At 52.6% G+C, this 20547-nt stretch carries 12 protein-coding genes; 2 read left to right on the forward strand and 10 right to left on the reverse strand.

What is annotated here, in order from left to right; translation table 11 throughout:
- Positions 1-31 precede the first annotated feature (31 nt).
- On the reverse strand, positions 32-3133 hold the full coding sequence (locus EV209_RS07070; RefSeq protein WP_130434513.1) for an alpha-mannosidase: 3102 nt from the start codon (positions 3131-3133) through the stop codon (positions 32-34).
- A gap of 18 nt (positions 3134-3151) precedes the next feature.
- Positions 3152-4357, reverse strand: coding sequence for an MFS transporter (locus tag EV209_RS07075; RefSeq protein ID WP_130434515.1), 1206 nt, complete (start codon positions 4355-4357; stop codon positions 3152-3154).
- 53 nt (positions 4358-4410) lie between these two features.
- On the opposite strand from EV209_RS07075, the gene EV209_RS07080 reads away from it, so the two are divergent.
- Entirely contained in the window at positions 4411-5538 is a 1128-nt protein-coding gene (locus tag EV209_RS07080) for a ribonuclease H-like domain-containing protein (protein WP_165388852.1), read from the forward strand.
- Here EV209_RS07080 and EV209_RS07085 read toward each other — a convergent pair.
- The 3 genes from EV209_RS07085 to EV209_RS07095 form a co-directional block, all read right to left on the reverse strand.
- On the reverse strand, positions 5498-8545 hold the full coding sequence (locus tag EV209_RS07085) for a glycoside hydrolase family 2 TIM barrel-domain containing protein (RefSeq protein WP_130434519.1): 3048 nt from the start codon (positions 8543-8545) through the stop codon (positions 5498-5500). The two genes, EV209_RS07080 and EV209_RS07085, sit on opposite strands and share 41 nt — an antisense overlap.
- A 3-nt stretch (positions 8546-8548) precedes the next feature.
- Positions 8549-11716, reverse strand: a complete 3168-nt coding sequence (locus tag EV209_RS07090) for a type 1 glutamine amidotransferase family protein (protein WP_130434521.1) — start codon at positions 11714-11716, stop codon at positions 8549-8551.
- A 166-nt stretch (positions 11717-11882) separates the two neighbouring features.
- Positions 11883-13820, reverse strand: coding sequence for a glycoside hydrolase family 127 protein (locus tag EV209_RS07095; RefSeq protein WP_207220583.1), 1938 nt, complete (start codon positions 13818-13820; stop codon positions 11883-11885).
- A gap of 127 nt (positions 13821-13947) precedes the next feature.
- Here EV209_RS07095 and EV209_RS07100 point away from each other — a divergent pair, with 127 nt between their 5' ends.
- Positions 13948-14859, forward strand: a complete 912-nt coding sequence (locus EV209_RS07100) for an AraC family transcriptional regulator (RefSeq protein WP_130434523.1) — start codon at positions 13948-13950, stop codon at positions 14857-14859.
- A gap of 181 nt (positions 14860-15040) precedes the next feature.
- On the opposite strand, the gene rpsA is transcribed toward EV209_RS07100, so the two are convergent.
- The 5 genes from rpsA to EV209_RS07125 all read right to left on the reverse strand — a co-directional run bounded on the left by rpsA (position 15041) and on the right by EV209_RS07125 (position 20530).
- Positions 15041-16165, reverse strand: coding sequence for a 30S ribosomal protein S1 (gene rpsA, locus EV209_RS07105; RefSeq protein WP_130434525.1), 1125 nt, complete (start codon positions 16163-16165; stop codon positions 15041-15043).
- Positions 16146-17012, reverse strand: coding sequence for a 4-hydroxy-3-methylbut-2-enyl diphosphate reductase (locus EV209_RS07110; RefSeq protein ID WP_130434527.1), 867 nt, complete (start codon positions 17010-17012; stop codon positions 16146-16148). The genes rpsA and EV209_RS07110 overlap by 20 nt, the downstream gene beginning before the upstream one ends.
- Positions 17013-17016: 4 nt before the next feature.
- Positions 17017-17685: a (d)CMP kinase gene (gene cmk / locus EV209_RS07115; protein WP_130434529.1), complete on the reverse strand. Its 669-nt coding sequence runs from the start codon at positions 17683-17685 to the stop codon at positions 17017-17019.
- Positions 17675-18928 carry a BaiN/RdsA family NAD(P)/FAD-dependent oxidoreductase gene (locus EV209_RS07120; RefSeq protein ID WP_130434531.1) on the reverse strand — a complete coding sequence of 418 codons (1254 nt, stop codon included), beginning with the start codon at positions 18926-18928 and terminating at the stop codon, positions 17675-17677. Before EV209_RS07120 ends, cmk begins: the two co-directional genes overlap by 11 nt.
- Before the next feature lie 189 nt (positions 18929-19117).
- Complete coding sequence (locus tag EV209_RS07125) at positions 19118-20530, reverse strand: oxaloacetate decarboxylase subunit alpha (RefSeq protein ID WP_130434532.1); 1413 nt, start codon at positions 20528-20530, stop codon at positions 19118-19120.
- Between the last annotated feature and the right edge of the window lie 17 nt (positions 20531-20547).

Consider the following 20547-nt stretch of genomic DNA (forward strand, 5'->3'; position numbering starts at 1 on the left):
TATTTTCCACGGCATCAGAAAATATCAAACATCACTTGTGCACAAGCAGAGTCAGGATTTCATAAGGCTTGGCCAGGATCTCAGCCCGCCCATTTTCCAAGCTTAATTCAGACTGTTTCTGCTCCATGCAGTCGCAGAGCCAGACTTTTTCAGGCTGCAGCCCATTCAGATCAACAAAGGTTCTTGTACGCTTGCCATAGCACTCGTACAGCCGCAGCACTGTTCCTTCGCCGTTTTCTGCAGTTTTGATGGTTTCCAGAATCAGGTTTTCTGCGTCTACAGACGCCATGGAAACCTTTTCTTTTATTCCCGGAGCCCTGTGCTGCAGGGCGCGCAGCGGGCAGTTCAGCGCATAGGCCTCCTGTACCACGCGGCCTTCCCGGAAATCCCCTCTATGGGGGAACAGAGAATATGTGAAATCGTGCTCTTCCCGGTCCGCCGCAGGGTTGGGATAGATCCCTGATTTCAGCAGTGTCAGCCGGATAGTAGAGCCCAGCGCGTCGCTCCCGTATTTACTGTCATTGAGCAGCGCGGCGCCGTAACCGGTTTCTGAAAGATCCAGCCATTTGTGGCTGCAAACCTCAAATTTCGCCTGATCCCAGCTGGTATTGCGGTGAGTAGGGCGTTTCACATTGCCAAACTGAATTTCATAGGTAGCCTCATCCGCGCGGATATCCAGAGGGAACGCGGCTTTCAGCAGAAGCTGGCTCTCCCGCCAGTCCGCCTGTGTAACAAAATCAATCCTCCTGGTGTGACGGTAAAACCGGATATCCTGACAGAGCATTGACTGCAGGAACCTTCTTTTTACCCGCAGGGTCATTCTGTAGGGCCCCATTTCCACAACCTCTATCCTGTCCGGTTCAGACCATTCCCAAAACTTGGCTTCGTAATCCGCGTCAATATTCCATGCGTCATACTGTTCGGGACGGTCTTCAAATACCAGAAGGCGGTTCAGCGCTTCTCCTTCCCGGACCAGCTCTCTCTCCTCTTCTTTGTCAAACACTGAAACCAGTTCCCCGTTTCTGTTCCACTCCACACAATAGAAAGGAGTTTCCAGAAGGCGGGACTCTTCATCTGCGGAAAAAGGTATTTCCGCGGCCTTTGCCGGACCATAATATTTCATGCCCTTGGAAGGCGCCTGTTCTGCAAAAACAAGCCAGGTCCCTTCCGCTGTTTTCTGGCAGAATCCCTCAGGCCTCTCTTCCAGCTCCACCAAATCTGAACGTTCGAACCCCAGCTGGTTCCAGACAACCAGGCCGTCCCCTGCTTCCGGCGCGAAAACATCCGCCAGCCGCAGAGAGGTTTCGCTGATCTGGTCTCTCAGGTCTTTCAGCACCTTTTCATACTGTACTTTGGAATCTTCATAAACATCCCTGATACTGGACCCCGGCAGAATATCGTGGAACTGGTTCAGCAAAATCACCTTCCAGGCCTGATGCATCCGTCCCTGCCACCCAGGATCTCCGCAGCCGGCAGTTTCCGCCATCACTTCCAGGCCTTCCGCCTCCATCGCCAGCAGCTCGCACTGCCTGTTGGATTTTTTATTTCTGGCCATAGAGGTATATGTTCCCCGGTGAAATTCCAGATACAGCTCTCCCACCCAGCGGGGAATTTCTTTTCCTTCCAGATTTTTCTCCAGAAGATGGAAAAACTCCTTTGCCTTAGTCTGGCAGACCTGAGGGCATCCGGGAAGCCCCCGGGACATCCTCCTGCTTTCTTCCAGCATCTGTTCCGTAGGGCCTCCGCCGCCGTCCCCATAGCCGTAGCTGGTCAGCACATCCCGGCTCAGCTCCTTATCCTGATACCGCTGCCAGGTCCCCATCACCTGGGAAGGCGTCTGGAATCCATTGTAAGTCGTCTCAAATCCCGCTTCCGGATGGTATTCCGGCATCGTCACATAATCCTGCGTAGTGATAAAATGGGTCAGGATTTCCGTGCCGTCGATCCCCTGCCACATCATTGTATCATGGGGAATCTGATTGAATTCATTCCAGCTGATTTTTGTGGTCATAAAATAGTTGACCCCGGATTTTTTCAGAATCTGAGGCAGGGCCGCGCTGTAGCCGAATACATCCGGCAGCCAAAGGATCTCCTGATTTTCTATGCCAAATTCTTCCCGGAAAAACTGTTTCCCATACAGGAGCTGGCGCACCAGGGATTCTCCGGAAGTCAGGTTACAGTCGGCTTCCAGCCACATGGCTCCTTCCGCCTCCCATCTTCCCTCCGCAATCCTTTCCTTGATTCTTTCATAGGTCTCCGGACTGTCTTCCTTCACAAACTCGTAGAGCTGGGGCTGGCTGGACATAAAACGGTATTCCGGATACCGCTTCATCAGTTCCAGCACGGTCAGAAAACTGCGCAGCGCCTTTTCCCTCGTCTGCCGGAGAGGCCACTTCCAGGCTACGTCAATATGGGTGTGCCCGATACTGTGCACCACCGGATTCCCTTCTTCATGCAGCTCCCGTTCATAGGCGGCGTCCAGAAAGTCCTGGGCTGTTTTAATAGAATGTAAAAATTCCGGCCCTCCCGGTTCCCGCAGATCCAGCAGGCGGACACAGCCGTCCAGCGCTTTCAGGATCACAGCTCTTTTGGGGTCATCCTCCCGCAGCAGGCATGCAATCTCATAGGGCACCTTCAGATCATAATAAAGCTTCTCCACCTCAGGCCGTCTGGCAACCACCGTCCAGTGCAGGAACAGCCTGGGATATTCTGCATTGGAATACCCATAGAGCCGCAGATCATACTCTTTCCCCGCCTCCGCCTGTTCCGCCAGCACCACCTCCTGATGCTTGGAATCATAGGCGCAGCGCATGGCCCCATCCACATAGACAATAAATTGAGGATTATTGGTATCCCACACATTCGTGCAGCCGGTTTCCAGCCGCATCCTCAATTCTGCTCCCTTCATCTCTTCCGGAACAGTAAAATCCGCCTGAAAGCAGTAATGCGCGTCAGGAGCTCCCCAGACTCCTCCCGGAAAAATCTCCCAATCCGCCGCATTCTCCAGCGCCAGATCCCGCTGTCCGTATTCCAGTCGGCGCATCCGCACCGGTTCCAGATTTTTCTGAGCCGCATTCCGCTGCCGGCCCAGCTCCTCCAGATTCATTTTCACCCGTTTTGCTGTCAGATCCATACCCTTCTCCTTCTCTTTTTAAATATTAACTCCCGGCAAAGGCTTCACCTTTTTCAGGAAAACATAATAACACAGCAGGAACAGCACGCCGCACACAGGCAAAATCAAAAAACTCCTGCCCAGCCCCAAAATATCGGAAATCCACCCAAAAACTGCGTTGAAAGCGATATCGAACAGCGTTGCCGCGCTGATGATCATTCCTGTGGCCGTAGCCAGGACCTCAATTTTGTAATATCTGCGGATCAGCAGCACCATGGTAGGATAGATAATGGAGAGCAAAAACCCGGAAATACTTAACAGCATCACTGTCCTGCTTCCAAAGGCCGCGCCCAGCACGTAAAGGGCGATTCCTGCAGTGCCAAATACTTTGATGCTGGACGCGGCGCCCAGCTTCTGCACTACCGGAGCCAGCAGCAGCCGGCCCAGCGTCATTCCCCCAAAGAATATGGCCAGATAATTGGAAGCGCTGGAAGCCGCCATGCCCAGGGCATTCTGCAGATAGGTCACCAGCCAGTTCAGGATTCCATGTTCTGCCACAAAATACAGCCCGAAGCTCACTGAGATATAATAGAACGCAGGATTGCCAAACACTGCCTTCAACCCAGGTTTCTTTCTGTTTTTCTCCGCCTCTCTGGCCTTGTCCAGATCCGTATATTCATCTTCTCTCTCCGGTACTTTTGAAAAAAACAGCAGCACGGTTCCCACAGCGCCCAACGCCAGCAAAATGCCATTTGCTATTTTCCAGCTTCCGATCCCATCGGCAAAGTTTCCCACCAGACTCTGGCTGCCGCTGGTGCCGATTCCCTGAATAAAAAACAGCGTATTCACCACCAGGCCCGGGGTAGCCAGAAATACCAGAGGCGTGGTCAGGTTGATAATCGTATTCATCAAAGTGGACGCCCCCATGGCAAACAGCATGCCGACCAGCAGGCAGATATAATGATCCGTTGCCAGATAGAGGACCAGCGCTCCCATCCATAAAACCATAACGCCTATTGCTACATTTTTTCTTTTGTACCGGTCCACCACCATGCCGCCCAGTGACAGAAACAGCAGGTTGCCTACATAGCTGATGGTGATAATCATCGACAGCTGCACAGTGTTCAGCCTGAAATGAGACTGAAAAATCGGCGCAAAAACACCCCGCAGCGCATCGCTGGCCCCCAATCCGATCATGATCATCATAAATGAAGTGAAAATCATGGTTTTCTGATATTTTTTCATTTCTCGTACTCCAAAATATGTTATACTGTATTTACACGAAAGAAGGTGCTGTTATGATTACGAATACCATAAACTTTTCTCCGGAGCTTTCTTATAATCTGGAAAAACTGGGCCCGGCGGAACAGCTTTTATTTTTTGATATTGAAACCACAGGCTTTACGCCTTCCTCCTCTTCTCTGTATCTCATTGGATGCGCGTTTATGGAACAGGGTACGTGGAAGCTCACCCAGTGGTTCGCGGAAAGCCTCTCGGATGAATGCGAAATCCTCCGGGCTTTTTTCCGCTTTGCTTCCCGTTTTCGCTGCCTGGTACACTTTAACGGCGACGGCTTCGACCTGCCCTACCTTCAGAATTGCTGCCGACAGTACCAGATGGACTGGGGGCTCTCCGCGCTGGAAAGCGTGGATCTGTACAAACTCGTCCGCCCCTGCAGGCAGCTTCTGGGGCTCTCCAGCATCCGTCTGAAGGCCTGCGAAGCATTTCTGGGCCTGCGCCGGAAGGACCCTTTCAACGGCGGCCAGCTCATCGCGGTATATGAGGAATACCTGCAGAGCCGGGATTTCCGCCTGCTGCGCGCCCTTCTGCTTCACAATGAAGAGGATATCAAAGGCATGTTCCCTCTGATGTCCATGCTCCATTATGCCGACTGTCTCTGCAGCCCTCCAAAGCTCCTTACGGCTTCCGGGGACACCGGAAGCCGGACTCTTCTGATTTCTGCAGAACTGAGCGCCTGCCTGCCTGTCCCCATCCGGCGCACTGTTGATTTCCCGGGAGCCCCCCAGGGATTCCCGGAAGCAGTTCTCGCTCTGGAAGGCAGCAGCCTCCACTGCTCTGTCCCTCTGTATGAAGGAGAGCTGAAATTATTTTATCCCAACTATAAAGAATATTATTATCTGCCGGAAGAAGACATGGCGGTACATCAGTCCGTAGCAGAATTTGTGGATAAAAGCCGGCGGAAAAAAGCCTCCGCTTCCACCTGCTATACGCGCAGAGCCGGTATCTTTCTTCCCCAGCCCGGCAAAGAGCCGGTGTTCTCCCCTGTTTTCCGGCAGGAACACCGCTCTAAAACTGCCTTCTCTCTTTGGGAAGGAATCGAAAAAACCGACTCTGCTCTTCTTCAAAGCTATCTCGAAGCCCTTTTTACTGAAGCAGCATCTCCCAGGAAAAACGCTGCTCGTTAAACTGCCAGCGCTCCGCCAGCTTAGGCCCGCAGGCGTTGGAGCCCATACCGCTCTGTCCGCAGTCCAGGCACACTGCGATATGATCCGCTTCTTCCAGCTCATAGTTATGCTTTTTTGACGCCAGCTCTTCAATGGTATATTTTGATACATTAAAGCTGAAGGGATCTCTGCCCGTCACATACCAGCCATTCTCACCGGCCAGCTCCAGATAGCGGCAGTGGAAATGGCTGCCGTTTTCCTGAGGTTTTACATAGTCTTCATGGAGCGCGTCCACGCTGGTCTCAAACACATCCATCCAGCTGGCTTCGTGCTTATCGCAATAGCTCTCATAGGGACCGAAGCCAAAATACTTCACTGCATCCCAGTCTTTCTCCATCTTCATGCGAAGGCCGAATCTGGGAAGGAAGGGGAAATTCATTTCTTTGGCTCCTTCCAGGTTCAGAAGGATTTTTCCCTCCCCGTCTACCGTCCAGCTGGCGGTAAGTCTCAGATACGGCTGTATGCCGGGCGCGGCAATGCTCAATACAGTTCGAATCGTCACTTGTCCTCTCTCTGCCTCCAGCCCGGTTTCATAAACCTTGGTCCTGCTGTGAGGATAGCCTGCCTTTTCCCACTCTTCCATAATGTTCCGGTCATTGTCCACCGGAGCCCGGAATACATTGTAGGCCATTTCCCTTATTTCAGGGCGTCCTTCTTTTTTCAGAGAAGAAAACGTGCCTGTTATCCTGCTGAACACATAGGTGAAGCCTTCTCCTGTCAGCACATATTCCCGTTCATTCTCTTCAAAATGCACATGTTTTCCGCTGCCCACAGAAAGCGGCATTCCAAAATCCTCCTGCAGCACAAACTGGTCAAATCCCAGTTCATGGCCTTCCCGGGTCAGCATCAGATCCTTTTTCTGAAGGTAAATCAGCCGCAGATAGCAGTTTCCTGACCTGGGCACTGTGTAATCCAGCTGTATTTCCGCCTGTTCCCCGGGCCTGACGGAGGGAACCTCCAATTCCCCGGATGCCAGCGTTTCCCCGTTCTGCTTCACTTCATAGCGGATTCCCACCAGATCTGCCAGGTCTGTAAAATCAAAGCGGTTTTCCAGTGTGAGCAATCCTTTCTTCAGGTCTTTGGCATAGGCGCGCACTGGACGGGCCACCTGCTTCAGCTCAAACAATCCTGTGTGAGGGCGCGTGTCAGGATAGACCAGCCCGTCCATGCAGAAATTCCCGTCATGAGGGTATTCTCCAAAATCGCCTCCATAGCCAAACCTCTTCCTGCCGTCCTCTGCTTTCCCCTGGTATACCGCATGATCGCACCATTCCCATACAAAACCGCCTGCAAAGCCGTCATAGCGGTAGATCTGCTCATAATATTCTTCCAGATCCCCCGGGCCGTTGCCCATTGCGTGGCAGAATTCACACTGGATGTATGGTTTCTTCTCGGAATTCAAGTGGTCCTTCAGGAAATTCACATAAGGAAGCTTATCTTTCGGGTCAGTCAGGGCCTCGATCAGCTGTTCATGGTAGGGGCTGATTTCTCCGCCTCCGGTAAAATATTCGTCAATCCATTTGGGGGTGGCGTACATGGTGCTCATTAAATCCAGCATGGAAGCATCATTGGGGTAGTTATCAGTCACCCATACGCTGCCTTCATAATGCAGCAGCCTGGAGGGATCATATTTTTTCACCCAACGCCCGGCCTCCTCAAAATTCCTGCCGTAGCCGGATTCATTGCCAAGAGACCAGATCAGCACGCAGGCCCTGTTCTTATCCCGGATCACATCCCGCTGCACCCTGTCCAGAATCGCCTCTTCAAATCTGGGATCCTGAGCCAGCCAGCCAAAAGTTGTGGCCTGAGAGCCCTGGTAGGTGGTGGTGGTCCCGTGAATCTCTATGTCCGCCTCTCCTATTACATAAAATCCGTATTCGTCACAGAGTTCCATAAACCAGGGGGCGTTGGGATAATGGCTGGTGCGGATTGCATTCACATTATGCTCCTTCATCAGCTGCAGATCCTTCAGCGCATCCTCCCTGGAAATCACATATCCGGTATAAGGGCTGGAATCATGGCGGTTTACGCCTTTTAATTTAACAGGCCTGTCATTGATATACATCACGCCGTCTGCGGTATGGATTTCACGGATTCCCACGGTCTGGATAATCCGTTCCTCTTCACTCTCGATCTCCAGACGGTACAGATAGGGATTCTCTGCATTCCACAGCACGGGGTTCTCTACGGTGAAGGAGACCGTTCCATCTGCGGGCAAAGCCGCTTCCGCAAGGCAGCGGTCCGCTTCATCCAGCAGCCGGCAGGTAACGGGAACCGGTTCTCCTTCCCATTCTGCCTGCAAGCTGATTCGGCCTTTCCCTTCTTCCGGAACCGCAGTCACCATATAATCCCTTACAAAACTCTGAGGCCGCGCCAGCAGGTACACATCCCGGAAAATCCCGGACATTCTCAGCTTATCCTGGTCTTCCAGATAACTGCCGTCGCACCATTTCAGCACCAGAACCGCCAGTGCATTTTCTCCTTCACGCAGGTATTCTGTGATTTCAAATTCACTGGTGGAATGGGAAACCTGGCTGTACCCAACGGTTTTTCCGTTCACCCACACATAAAAGCAGGAGTCTACGCCCTCAAAATTCAGGTACTGGCGAAAAAGCAGATCCTCCGCAGTAAGGGAAAACCGTTTTACATATGCCCCCGCCGGATTTTGGTCCGGCACATAAGGCGGATCATAGGGAAAAGGATATTTTACATTGGTGTACTGGTGTCCGTCAACCCCCATCATCTGCCAGCAGGAAGGCACTGAAATCCGCTCCATCCCTGCTTCCTGCTCCCAAAATTCTTCGGGAACCAGCTGCCAGCTGCCATAATATCTGAACTTCCAATCATCGCCGGACAGCATCTTCCGGCGCTTGTATCCCCGGGTGTCTTCCGGCACATAATAGCACCTGTTTTCCTCTGTGCCGATATGCAGAGCCGCCGGGTCCTCGAAATATCTTTTTAATTCCATTATTTAATCCTCCTCATATATATCCGGACTTTTCAAAATGCCGGTATCCTTCAGCTGATATTCATAGCTCCATTCATCCCCATAAGTTCTCCAGTCATCGGGGCCGTGCCACCACCAGTGTTCATTGCAGTTATGCAGAGCGCCGAAGGTGTTCACCCTGCTTCCATACAGTTTCAGGCTCACCCTGTGAGGGCCTGAGGGCAGTTTATCCACGGTAACTGTATAGGGTGCAAATACTACAGAGCCTGCCGGCCCTCCGTCCACCTCCACATCAATCAGAGCGCCCCGGTACATGGGCACATGGACCTTCAGCTTCTTCCCCCGGCTGGTGCGCGCTTTCAGCTCATAGATAATATTCCCGCCATAAAAAGGCAGCCCCTGAGTAACCAGGCTGCCAAAAGTCAGCTTTTCCGGAAGATCTTCCAGAAATACTCTGGCCCCCTGTACTTTCACGCCGAAATATCCCAGCAGGAAACAGTTCTCCAGATTGGTCTGTTTGCCAAATGCGATTTCCAGCTCCAGGGTGTTCTCTCCCTCCTGCAGTCCGCCCAGGCAAACCTTCTGAATACACTCATCTACATAGTAACCGCAGCTGTTCCCGCCCACTGCTTTTCCGTTCCAGGTAATCCTGGTATGCTCCAGCTCTTCCAGGGCCAGCCAGACATCTTTCCGGCTGACGCTGCTGCGCACCCTATAGCGCAGGCGTACTGTATGAGCGGGCTTCTCCGTGCCGGTCACCCAGGGCTGCGCCACTGCGTCCTGCCTCGGCGGCAGTCCCAGACGCTTTCTGATCAGGTTATCCACCCTCAGCACTTCTTCCCTGCCTTCCCAATCCCCGCCGTCCAAAGCGTATTCAGGCATATCCAGCACGCAGACATTCGGCTCTTCCAGACGGTACTCTGCCTCTTCATAAAAGGTTCCCGGAAAATCTTCCCGGAATGCCGCTTTCCGGCCGATGCGCAGCGGCTCAAAGGGTTCCGCCAGCACTGCCCCTTCGCTTTCCGCCCGGCCCGGCTCCAGTTTCAGAAGCAGGCTGTCATGCCCGTACCAGCTGTATTCCACCACTGTGCTGCCGTTTTCATAAGAACGGGCGATGGGCTTCTGCCCGCCTGTCATGGTGTCCATCACAGTTGGACGCCACTCCCCTTTTATATAGATCCTGATTTTCTCCCGGGGAACCATATCCCTGGCGCTGTTCACCCCGTCGTCCTCGCTGGCTCTGGGGGCTCTGCCATGAGCGATGAACAGGTACCTGTTCTCTCCGTCCTCCCTCAGCTGATACAGCAGCCCGTCAGCCGGTTCTCCCATTCCGTCAAATATGGACAGGTCCCGTTCTTCCTCCAGAAGCTCCAGAATCTCCGGCTGGCTGAATGCCGCCAGAGGATACCTGCGGAATATATCCAGCCTGCTGTCTTTTCTTGCCTCAATATACTTTGGATATTCTCCCATGAAGATCAGCCGTCCTCCGGCCTCACCAAATGCTTTCAGGACTTCATATGTACTCTCCCGGATGGTTTCACAGCCCGGCACCACTACCGCTTCATATTGCATGGGGCCCACTTCCAGGGGGGCCGAAGGGTTGCCACACTGTTCCTTCAGCAGTCCTTCTGAAAGGTAATCAAAATCCAGCTGTCCGAACAGCAGCCACCTGGTGATTTTCTCAAAATTTTCATCCAGCTGCCTGCGCACTCCCGCAGTCTGCTGGGCCACGCCCCAATGCAGCCAGTAGCTTTCCACAGGATGCAGCACGGCGATCCTGGTACGGCATTTTCCTCTGGTCATGGCTGTGTTCACCCTGGCAAAATGGTCTTCAATCAGGCTGTATCTCTTGTACCAGGGAGCCTGATAATTGATGGAAGCAGGATAATCCCGTTTTGCCTCTCCGTTCATGGATACCCAGGACAGATGGGGCGTCCTCACGGTCACTCCCAGGGCGGCCTGCCAGTCACCCTGCAGCTTGTGGCCGCGGAAGTCAAAATCCCAGCCGGTCACGCCGTATAATTCGCTGAGAACCCCTTCTCTGCCGTACTGGTGGGAAACCGACTGCGCCTGTTTGGCAGTGGTATATTCCCGTCTGTCACAGAGCATGTCGATGCCCGGCAGCTGGAAATAGCTGAGGGAACGCATTACTTCTCCCAGCGCTGCCGTCTGGCTCTTCAGCGTGGGCTCTTCCATCATATGTCCTGTCAGCATCAGGCCGTGCCCTTCGCACCATTGCCCCAGGGTATGGGCAAAACTTTCCGCAAATCTGTCGGAAATATGAGCATGGTAATGGTAGCGCAGCACAGAAGGCTTTCCGTCCGCCCTGTCCCAGAACAGCTCCGGCACGCCGCCCATCAGATCCTCTCCATATGCTTCCCGGAAAGTCTCTTCCAGATCATCCGTCCAGGGCAGGGATACGTCCGCCTTTTCTTTGGCATAAGCCAGCGTTTTCTTACTGGTAAACTGTGGTTCGTCCGTAAAAATAGCGGGCACTGTTCTGCCAAAATGATCTCCCACGGCTTCATAATACTGCTCATGGGTGATCCGGCAGAATTGTTCAATGGCTTTCTTATTCAGCGTATCCACATAAGTCTGGTTGTTGTGCCAGGGCGTCTCCTCCGACAGCTCCAGATAAGCGTACCATCTCTCTTTTGTCTCATAACCCGCTGTAACATTTTCTGCTGCAAACACCACTTTACGCGGCTTTACAGCCGCGGCGTCCTCTCCGGCCACCCGGGCATAGCGGGCCAGATATCCTTCCCCGTCCAATACAACGTTATACGCTCCCAGCAGCTTCCTGTTTTCATTGGTCTCTTTCAGAAAAGGGGTGAACAGCAGATGTCTTGCCCGGAACTTCTTCTCTTTTGTCACCAGGCCTCCCGCCGCGCCGGAAGGCCAGCGGTCCTCGTCGTAGGTCCAGGCCAGCATCCCGCGCTTCTGCGCCTCTCTGGTGCAATCCCGCACCAGCTGGAAAAATTCCTGGCTCAGGTATTCCGTAGCCATCCCGGTCCGGCAGTGCATGTTGAAGCCTCCAAACCCCATTTCCTGAAGGTATCCGATCTGGCGCATCAGCTGTTCCTCATCCAGCACGCAGTTCCAGGCCCAGAACGGGGCTCCCCGGTATTCTGATGAGGGATTCTGAAATAAACTGTCTTCTAAATTTTCTGTCTGATTATGCTTGTACAGCATAAAACCCTCCTTTTATTTTCGGCGTTAAGCCCAAATTTTCCTACCTATCACTATAGCATATTCCAGGTAAAAATGAGAGTGTTTTTTTCATTTCCCACATAAATTTTTAAGCCCGGATGAAACCAGGCAGCTGCCTGAGGATTCATCCGGACTTTCCTGTTTTTAATTATTCTTTTATCCTGATCCAAACGCTCATTTCACCTTCTCCCCGGTTCGCCCAGGCATAGTAAGGAATCCAGGTGAGGGTGACAGGCTCCTCGGCAGGGCTGCGCCAGACCTGATACAAATCACCCTCCTCCCAGCCTTCATCGGTCTTTCTCAGGCCGCTGCAGGTCAGCGCGGTCACTCCGCCCAGCATATCTCTGTATTCTGCTGCAAAAACAGCGCCGGCGGGCAGAGAAAGCCTGTGAAGGCCGCTTCCATTGTCCGCCTCCTCCAGGCAGTATACCAATGGCCCCCGCATCACCGCAGCCTTTCCCATATCAGCCCGCACATTGGGATGAGCGGCTATCAGTTCCACCGGCATAGAAAGCTCCAGCACAGCCTCTTCTCCCTGCCTCATCTCCTGCAGCGCAGCGAATCCTTCGGACCTTACCGGTTCCGTCCTGCCGCCGTTTCTGAATACTGCAAAATCCCTGCACCAGCCGGGCACGCGCATTCTCATCGTGAAAGGGGCTCCTTCCACTCTCACCACCCGCACAGAAATCCGGCCGTCCCAGGGATAATCCGTAGAAACTTCCAGTTCTCCGCGGCAGTTCTCTGTTTCAAAGGAGACCCTGCCTCCCATAAAAAGGTTGAGATAAATCCCATCTTTATCCGTGGTAAACGCGTAATTCGCTACAGAGGACAGCAGCCTTGCCAGATTGGGAGGACAGCAGGCGCAGCCGAACCATTTCTGGCGCACCGGCTTGACGTGGGCGAAATTATGATCCTCATGACAGGCCTGCGGCGTCACTTCCAGAGGGTTCACATAAAAGAAAGATTTTCCGTCCAGGGACATGCCGCTGATCACGCCATTGTACAGCGCCCGCTCCATCACATCCAGATAGGAGCTGTCTCCGGTCATTTCAAACATCCGCTTTGCCAGAAACACCAGGCCCACGGCGGCGCAGGTTTCTCCGTAGATCAGATCATTGGGCAGGTTATAATTATAGCTGAAGGATTCACCGTGAGCGCTGGCGCCCACAGCACCTGTGAGGTACAGCTTCTTTTCCACAATATTCTTCCAGATCCGTTTGCAGGCCGCAAACAGCTCTTCATCTTCTGTCTCCCGCGCCACATCCGCCATGCCGCTGTAGAGATAGACTGCCCGCACCGCGTGCCCTTCCGCCTCCTGCTGTCCGCGCACCGGTTCCGCCGCCTGATAGTAGCGGTATCCCAGATCATCCCTCCAATAACAGGTTCTGCCCTGTTCCCTGTCCTCCTGTTCAAAGAAAAGAGGCTGCTGTCCCCGCTGGTCAATAAAATAAGATGCCAGCCGAAGATATTTCTTCTCTCCTGTCATGGCATACAGCTTGACCAGGGCCATTTCCGCAACTTCATGCCCGGGATACCCGGGAAGCTTACCCGGCTCTTTTCCCAGGTGCTCTGCCGCACAATCTGCAAAGGCCGCGCTGATTTCCAGAAAACGGCGTTTTCCCGTAGCCTGGGCATAGGCTGTGGCTGCTTCGATCATATGCCCCAGACAATACAGTTCGTGATTGCTTTCCAGATCAGTAAACCGGTTTTCCAGCCCGTTAATAATATAATAAGTATCCAGATAGCCGTCGGGCTGCTGGGCCTGTCCAATCAGTTCAATCGCTTCATCCGCCTTCTTCTCCAGATCTGCGTCCGGGCAGCGCATCAAAGAGTAGGCAGCCGCTTCCAGCCACTTATACAGGTCGCTGTCCTGAAAAACAAAGCCGCTAAATTCTCCCGTTTTCCTTCCTGCCGCAATTTCAAAATTGCGAATACAATGGCTTGGTTCCGCCCCTTCGATTCTGTCGTTCAGCGCCTCCCACTGGTAGGGTATCACGCTGGCCCGCACCAGTTCCAGATAATTTCCCCAGAAAATATCCTTAACCTGGAACTGATTTACCGGCAGCTGTTTCATATCTTTTCTCATCCTGCATTTCCTCCTGGTCCTTTTGTCCGGCAGCTAACCCGATAGAAAAACCTTTGCTTTTTCCGGACTTATGCTGTATTCTATTATAAATACAAATCAGGATTTTTGAACCTACAGATCAGCATAAATGGTGGTGGAATTTAAGATGAATTGTCTCATATCAAATGCACTTTTACCGGCCGATTACCAGGCCTGCGGAAATCTCGTCAGCGACAACGGCTTCCTGCATACCCGCAGGACCCTTTCCTGCTTTGTGCTGCTTTTGATCCGGCGGGGCTGCCTCCATATCACCCAGGACGGAACTGCCTATGACCTGCATCCCGGCCAGGTCTTTCTGCTTCTGCCCGGCAAAGAGCATTACGGACATCTGGCTTCCCTGGGGCCTCTTTCTTATTACTGGGTCCACTTCGGCCTCTCCGGCCCTGCCGGCCTTTTCCCGGAAGCAAGCCTGCCGGAATCCCTGCAGAAATCCGGAGTTGTCCCCGGCGGCCGGCAGCCGCTGGAGCACTATGTCCTGCCGGAAGTTTTTACGCTGAAAGAAGAGGCGAGGATTTCCATGCTGTTTCATCAGCTGCTGGATTTCTCCCGACTGGACCGCTACCACACCACTCCCAGGATGCGCTACAGCCTGAGTCTGCTTCTTCTTGAGCTCTCCGAAGAATATCTGGCTTCCCGGCCTGCGGACTTGGACGGCCGCATGCCGCCCCGTTTTGCGGAGCTGCTGGCATGGATGGAAGCCAATTATGATAAGCCGTTAACTGCCGGTGCGCTGGCCTGCCGCTGCGGCTATCACCCCGCCTATCTTTCCGCGCTGTTCCGCCGCCACACAGGATGCGGCGTACTGGAATATCTGAATCGCTGCCGGATTCTTGCCTCCCGCAATCTTCTGGAAAACCCTGACCTGAAACTGGAAATCGTGGCCGAAATGTGCGGTTTTGCAGATGAAAAATATTACATGAAACTGTTCAAACGATTTGAAGGAGTAACGCCCAGCCAGTACCGGGAAGCATTTTTCCGGAAAACCATTAATCGGGAATAGAATTTTCGCCGGACTCTCGCGCCGAAGCGCGGTCGCTTTAGCGGCCATAGTTCCTTAGCGCGTAGTGCGCATCCCCCGGGGGGTTTAATTGCATAGAAAACCCAGTTTCCTATGCAATTAAAAAGAGACCCATTACAGAAACGGGTCTCCTTTTTCTACTCCGCATGCCTCAGCCTGCGGATTATTCCTCTTCTTCAGCAACTGCGTCGATATCCACGTCAGCTACATCTTCATCCTCATATCTTCTGGAATCATAATTCTGCAGAGCTTTCATGCTCAGGCTGATCTTCTGGCTCTCGCCGTTGAAATCCACAACCTTAGCCGTGATCTCTTCGCCCACTCTCAGCACATCGGAAGGCTTGTCCACATGCTCCTTGGAAATCTGGGAAACATGCAGCAGCGCGTCAATTCCATCTTCCAGCTCCACAAAAGCGCCGAAATCTGTCATTCTTGCCACACGCCCGGTCACCACATTGCCCACAGCATACTTTTCTTCTGCCGCGATCCAGGGATTCTCATCGGGGAACTTGCGGGTCAGGGCGATCTTGCTGCCGTCGATATTCTTAATCATCACTCTCACTGCATCGCCGGATTTAAACACCTTCTTCGGGTGTTCCATACGGCCCCAGGACATCTCTGAAATATGCAGCAGGCCGTCCGCGCCGCCCAGATCAATGAAAGCGCCGAAATCTGTCACATTCTTCACTGTGCCTTCCAGCACCATGCCGGGCTCAATACGCTCAAACAGCTCTTTCTGCAGTTCCGCCTTTTTCGCAACAATCAGCTGCTTGCAGTCGCCGATGATTCTGCGCTTTCTGGGATTGAATTCTGTGATTACAAATTCCACTTCCTGTCCGGCGTACTTTTCGAGATTCTTCTCATAAGTGTCGGAAACCAGGCTGGCGGGAATAAATACCCTCGCTTCATCCACAACGACGCTCAAACCGCCGGAAAGAACCTGAGCTACAGGAGCTTTCAGAACTTCGTGATTGTTAAAGGCCTCTTCCAGTCTGCGGTTGCCCTTTTCAGCCTGCATTTTGCGGTAGGACAGAGCTACCTGGCCTTCGCCGTCATTTACCTTGACTACTTTGGCTTCCATTTCGTCTCCAACAGAAACCATCGTGGTCAGGTCCGCGTTGGGCACGTTTGTATATTCGTTTCTGGTAATGATGCCATCGGCCTTATAGCCTATATTCAAGATAATCTCGTCTTCTTTGACACTGATGACGGTACCCTTTACGATCTCTCCTGTTGAAATTGTTTTTAAAGATTCTTCCAATAATTGTTCAAAGCTCATTTCTGACATGTGTTTGAACCTCCTCTATAATATTATGTGGAGTTGAAGCTCCTGCCGTGATTCCCACTCTGGCATCCTCCGGAAACCAGTCCGGCTGCAGGTCCGCCGCCGTCTGTATGAAATATGTATGATCACATTCCTTCTTACAAATTTCAAACAGCTTCTGGGTATTCGAACTGTTCTTACCTCCAACCACCAACATTCCATCCGACTGCGCCGCCAGGCTCCTCGCCTCTGTCTGACGTTCCTGGGTAGCATTGCAGATCGTATTCAAAACATTTATATCATAACCCATTTTCTCGAGTTTTTCAACTAAATCTTGAAATTTTCCGTAATGAAATGTCGTTTGTGCCACAATACACAATTTTATTCCATTTGTCAAGCGATTTTTATTAAAATCTTCAATTTTCTCTATGACAACCGGCTCTGTATGGCTCCAGCCCACAATTCCCTCTACTTCGGGATGACTGGGATTGCCGACAATGACTATGGTCCGTCCCTCCCGGCTCTGTTCCTCCACAATCCGGTGAATTTTCTTCACAAAGGGGCAGGTCACATCCACCACTTCCAGGCTCTTTTCCTGAAGCCGTTCAAATATATGGCGGCTGACTCCGTGGGAACGGATGATGACAATCCCTTTCTCCAGGGAATCCAGCTCTTCCGGGGTTTCCACCACACGGACGCCGTTGCTCTCCAGATCCCTTACCACTTCTTCATTGTGTATGATCGGCCCATAGGTATAAATGGGAACGCGTTCCGGCGATTCCCTGTTCTGCTCCACCTGCCTGTAAACCCGCTCCACCGCCCGGCGCACGCCAAAGCAAAATCCTGCGGATTCCGCTACTGTTACCTGCATCCGCTCATCCTCTCCGCAGCATGATCTGTTTCACTACAACAGAAACAACCTCGTCAATGGTCATATGGGAACAGTCCACTTCAATGGCGTCCGGCGCTTTTTTCAGAGGGGAAATCGCCCGGTTCATATCCTGGCTGTCACGCCGCAGTATATCCGCCTTAATGGCTTCCATATCGCACATCTCTCCTCTGGCCTGCAGCTCGGCATAACGCCGCATTGCCCGTACCTCTGCATCCGCGGTCAGATACACCTTCACCTGAGCCCGGGGCAGCACCGCAGTTCCGATATCCCGGCCGTCCATCACCACATCCTGTTTTTCTGCCATCTTCTGCTGCAGCTGCGTTAATTTCTCCCGAACCGCAGCATAAGAAGACACCAGAGAGGCCATCATCCCTACTTCTTCCGCCCTGATCCGGTCCGTAACATTTTCACCGTTCAGGTACACCTGCTGTTCTCCCTTTTCATACCGGATAGAAATATCCAGTTCTTTGCAGGCTTCTGTCACAGCAGCTTCATCCCGGCCGTCTGCGCCCAATTCCAGCACGCGCAGCGCGATCGTGCGGTACATCGCTCCTGTGTCCACATAGACAAAGCCCATTTGTTTTGCCAGTTTTTTTGCAATCGTACTCTTTCCCGCTCCCGCAGGACCGTCAATCGCTACATTAAATGCCATACGCTCCTCCATTTCTGCCTGCCGCCTCACCGGCCGCCCAGCCGGTGGACCAGGCAATCTGTAAATTAAATCCCCCCGTAAGCGCGTCCAAATCCAGCAGTTCCCCTGCAAAATAAAGACCGGGCGCTAATTTGGACTCCATAGTAGAGGGGTTCACTCCCTTCACTTCTACACCGCCCTGGGTGATGATCGCTTCTGAAAAACCCCGGACTCCCGTAACTGTCATTGGGAAATGTTTCGTCAGCTCCAGCAAACGCCGGCGTTCTGCAGCAGTGACAGCGTTCACCTGTTTCTCCGGATCAATGCCGCTCAGGCGCACCATGACTTCCGCCAGCCTGACCGGATACAGCTTCCCCAGAGAATTTTTAAAGCACTTGTTTCTGGCCTCTTCAAAATCCCGCAGGATACGGGCGTCCAAAGCCTGCTGGGACAGAGCGGGCTTTAAATCCAGCTCCGCCTTCAGAGGACCTTTTTCCAGCCGCTTCACCACCCTGCTGGAAGCGCTCAGCACCAGAGGGCCGCTGATCCCGAAATGCGTAAACAGCATCTCGCCGAATCCACTGTACAGCTCTTTCTTCCCCTCCAGAAGCCTGAGAGAAATATTACGCAGGGAAAGCCCCTGAAGTTCTTTACAGAACTCATCTTCAACCAGCAGGGGCGCCAGGGCCGGGCGCAGAGAAGTTACTGCATGGCCTGCGGATTCCGCCATCCGGTAGCCGTCCCCGGTGGAACCGGTGGAAGGATAAGAGCAGCCTCCTGCGGCAAGAATCACCGCATCACCGCGTTCTTTCCTGCCGTCCTCCAGCATAATGCCGCAGCAGCGCCCCTTTTCCAGCAAAAGTTCCTTCACCCCGCTGTTCAGGAAAACCTGTACGCCCGCTTTTATCAGGCCGTTTTCCAGGCCGCGGATCACATCGGAAGACTTGTCAGAAGCAGGAAAGACTCTGCCTCCTCTCTCTGTTTTGAGCGGAACGCCCAACTGCTCCAATAGGGTCATCATTTCCTGGTTGGAAAAGCTATAATACGGGCTGTAAAAAAATTTCCTGTTGGTTATTACGTTGGAGAAAAATTCTTCAGCATCTGCATCATTTGTCACATTGCATCTGCCTTTTCCTGTGATAAACAGTTTTTTTCCCAACTTTTCATTTTTCTCGTATAAACGCACCGCAGCGCCGGATTCTGCAGCTGAAAGCGCCGCAATCATTCCGGCGGCTCCGCCGCCCACTACAATTACCTGATTCATAGATTCTCCCTGTGGAGTTTGTATTTTTTGCAGTTTTACCGCCGGAGGGTTTTAATTGCATGGGGAACGAAGTTTCCTATGCAACAAAGAAAGGGGCCGCTGTCAATCCCCCGCCCGGATGGCTCCGGCCCTCCACCTTTGAAGAGCCGGAACCGGGAGCAAGCTTTTGCAATGACCCCTTTTCAGTCTTTAAACCGGATATGCCTTGCTTGCAGAATCTGCTGCAGCAGGGTCTACTTTTGTTTTCTGAGCCTGTCTGTACTTGAAAAACTCAGTGGCTACCTGAGGGAACAGCGCATAAGACAGAACGTCTTCATCCTGCTCTTTCCACTGAGACATCTCAGCCTCAATGGTAGCCAGTTCAGGCTTCAGCAAATCTGCAGGCCTGCAGGTAATGGGCTTCTCGCCGCCCAGGGCCTTCCTCTGCACTTCAGGGTTCACAGGCTTAACAGTCTGGCCGTATTCGCCTTTCAGCAGCGCCTTGCTCTCCTTTGTAATCATCTTATAGCGCTCGCCGGAAATCACATTCAGCACTGCCTGGGTGCCCACGATCTGGGATGAAGGAGTAACCAGCGGCGGTTCGCCGAAGTCCTTGCGCACGCGCGGCACTTCTTCCAGAACCTGATAATACTTGTCTTCCTGATGCGCATCCTTCAGCTGGGAAACCAGATTGGACAGCATGCCGCCAGGCACCTGATACAGCAGGGTCTTGATGTTTACACCCATCACCTTGGGGTTCAGCAGACCGGTCTTCAGGGCATTTTCCTGAATCGGTCTGAAATAATCCGCGATTTCCGCCAGCAGATTCTGATCCAGTCCGGTATCATAGGGAGTGTCCTTAAATGCTTCTACCATCACCTCCGTAGCAGGCTGGCTGGTACCCATGGACAGAGGGGACATAGCGGTATCAATCACATCTGCGCCTGCCTCCACGGATTTCATATAGGTCATGGAAGCCACGCCGGAGGTATAGTGGGTGTGCATCTGAATCGGGATCTTTACGCTCTCTTTCAGAGCGGTCACCAGTTCTGTGGCCTTTACAGGAACCAGCAGGCCGGCCATGTCTTTAATGCAGATAGAATCAGCGCCCATATCCTCGATTCTCTTCGCAATATCCTTCCAGTAATTCAGGGTATAAGCGTCGCCCAAGGTATAGGACAGCGCTACCTGTGCATGTCCTTTTTCTTTATTCGCTGCCTTAACCGCGGTCTGCAGGTTGCGGATATCGTTCAGACAGTCGAAAATACGGATAATATCAATACCATTTGCAATGGATTTCTGTACAAAATATTCTACCACGTCATCTGCGTAATGACGGTATCCAAGAATATTCTGGCCTCTGAACAGCATCTGCAGCTTCGTATTCTTAAAGCCGTCTCTCAGCTTTCTCAGACGGTCCCAGGGATCTTCCTTCAGGAAGCGCAGGCAGGCGTCGAATGTAGCGCCGCCCCAGCACTCTACGGAATAATAACCAACCTTGTCCATTTTATCAATAATCGGCAGCATCTGCTCTGTGGTCATACGAGTGGCCAGCAGGGACTGATGCGCGTCACGCAGTACAGTCTCGGTAATTCCTACCGGTTTTTTTACTACTTCTGACATTTCCTTACCTCCAAATA

This window comes from Cuneatibacter caecimuris (assembly GCF_004216775.1).
Lineage (GTDB): Bacteria > Bacillota > Clostridia > Lachnospirales > Lachnospiraceae > Cuneatibacter > Cuneatibacter caecimuris.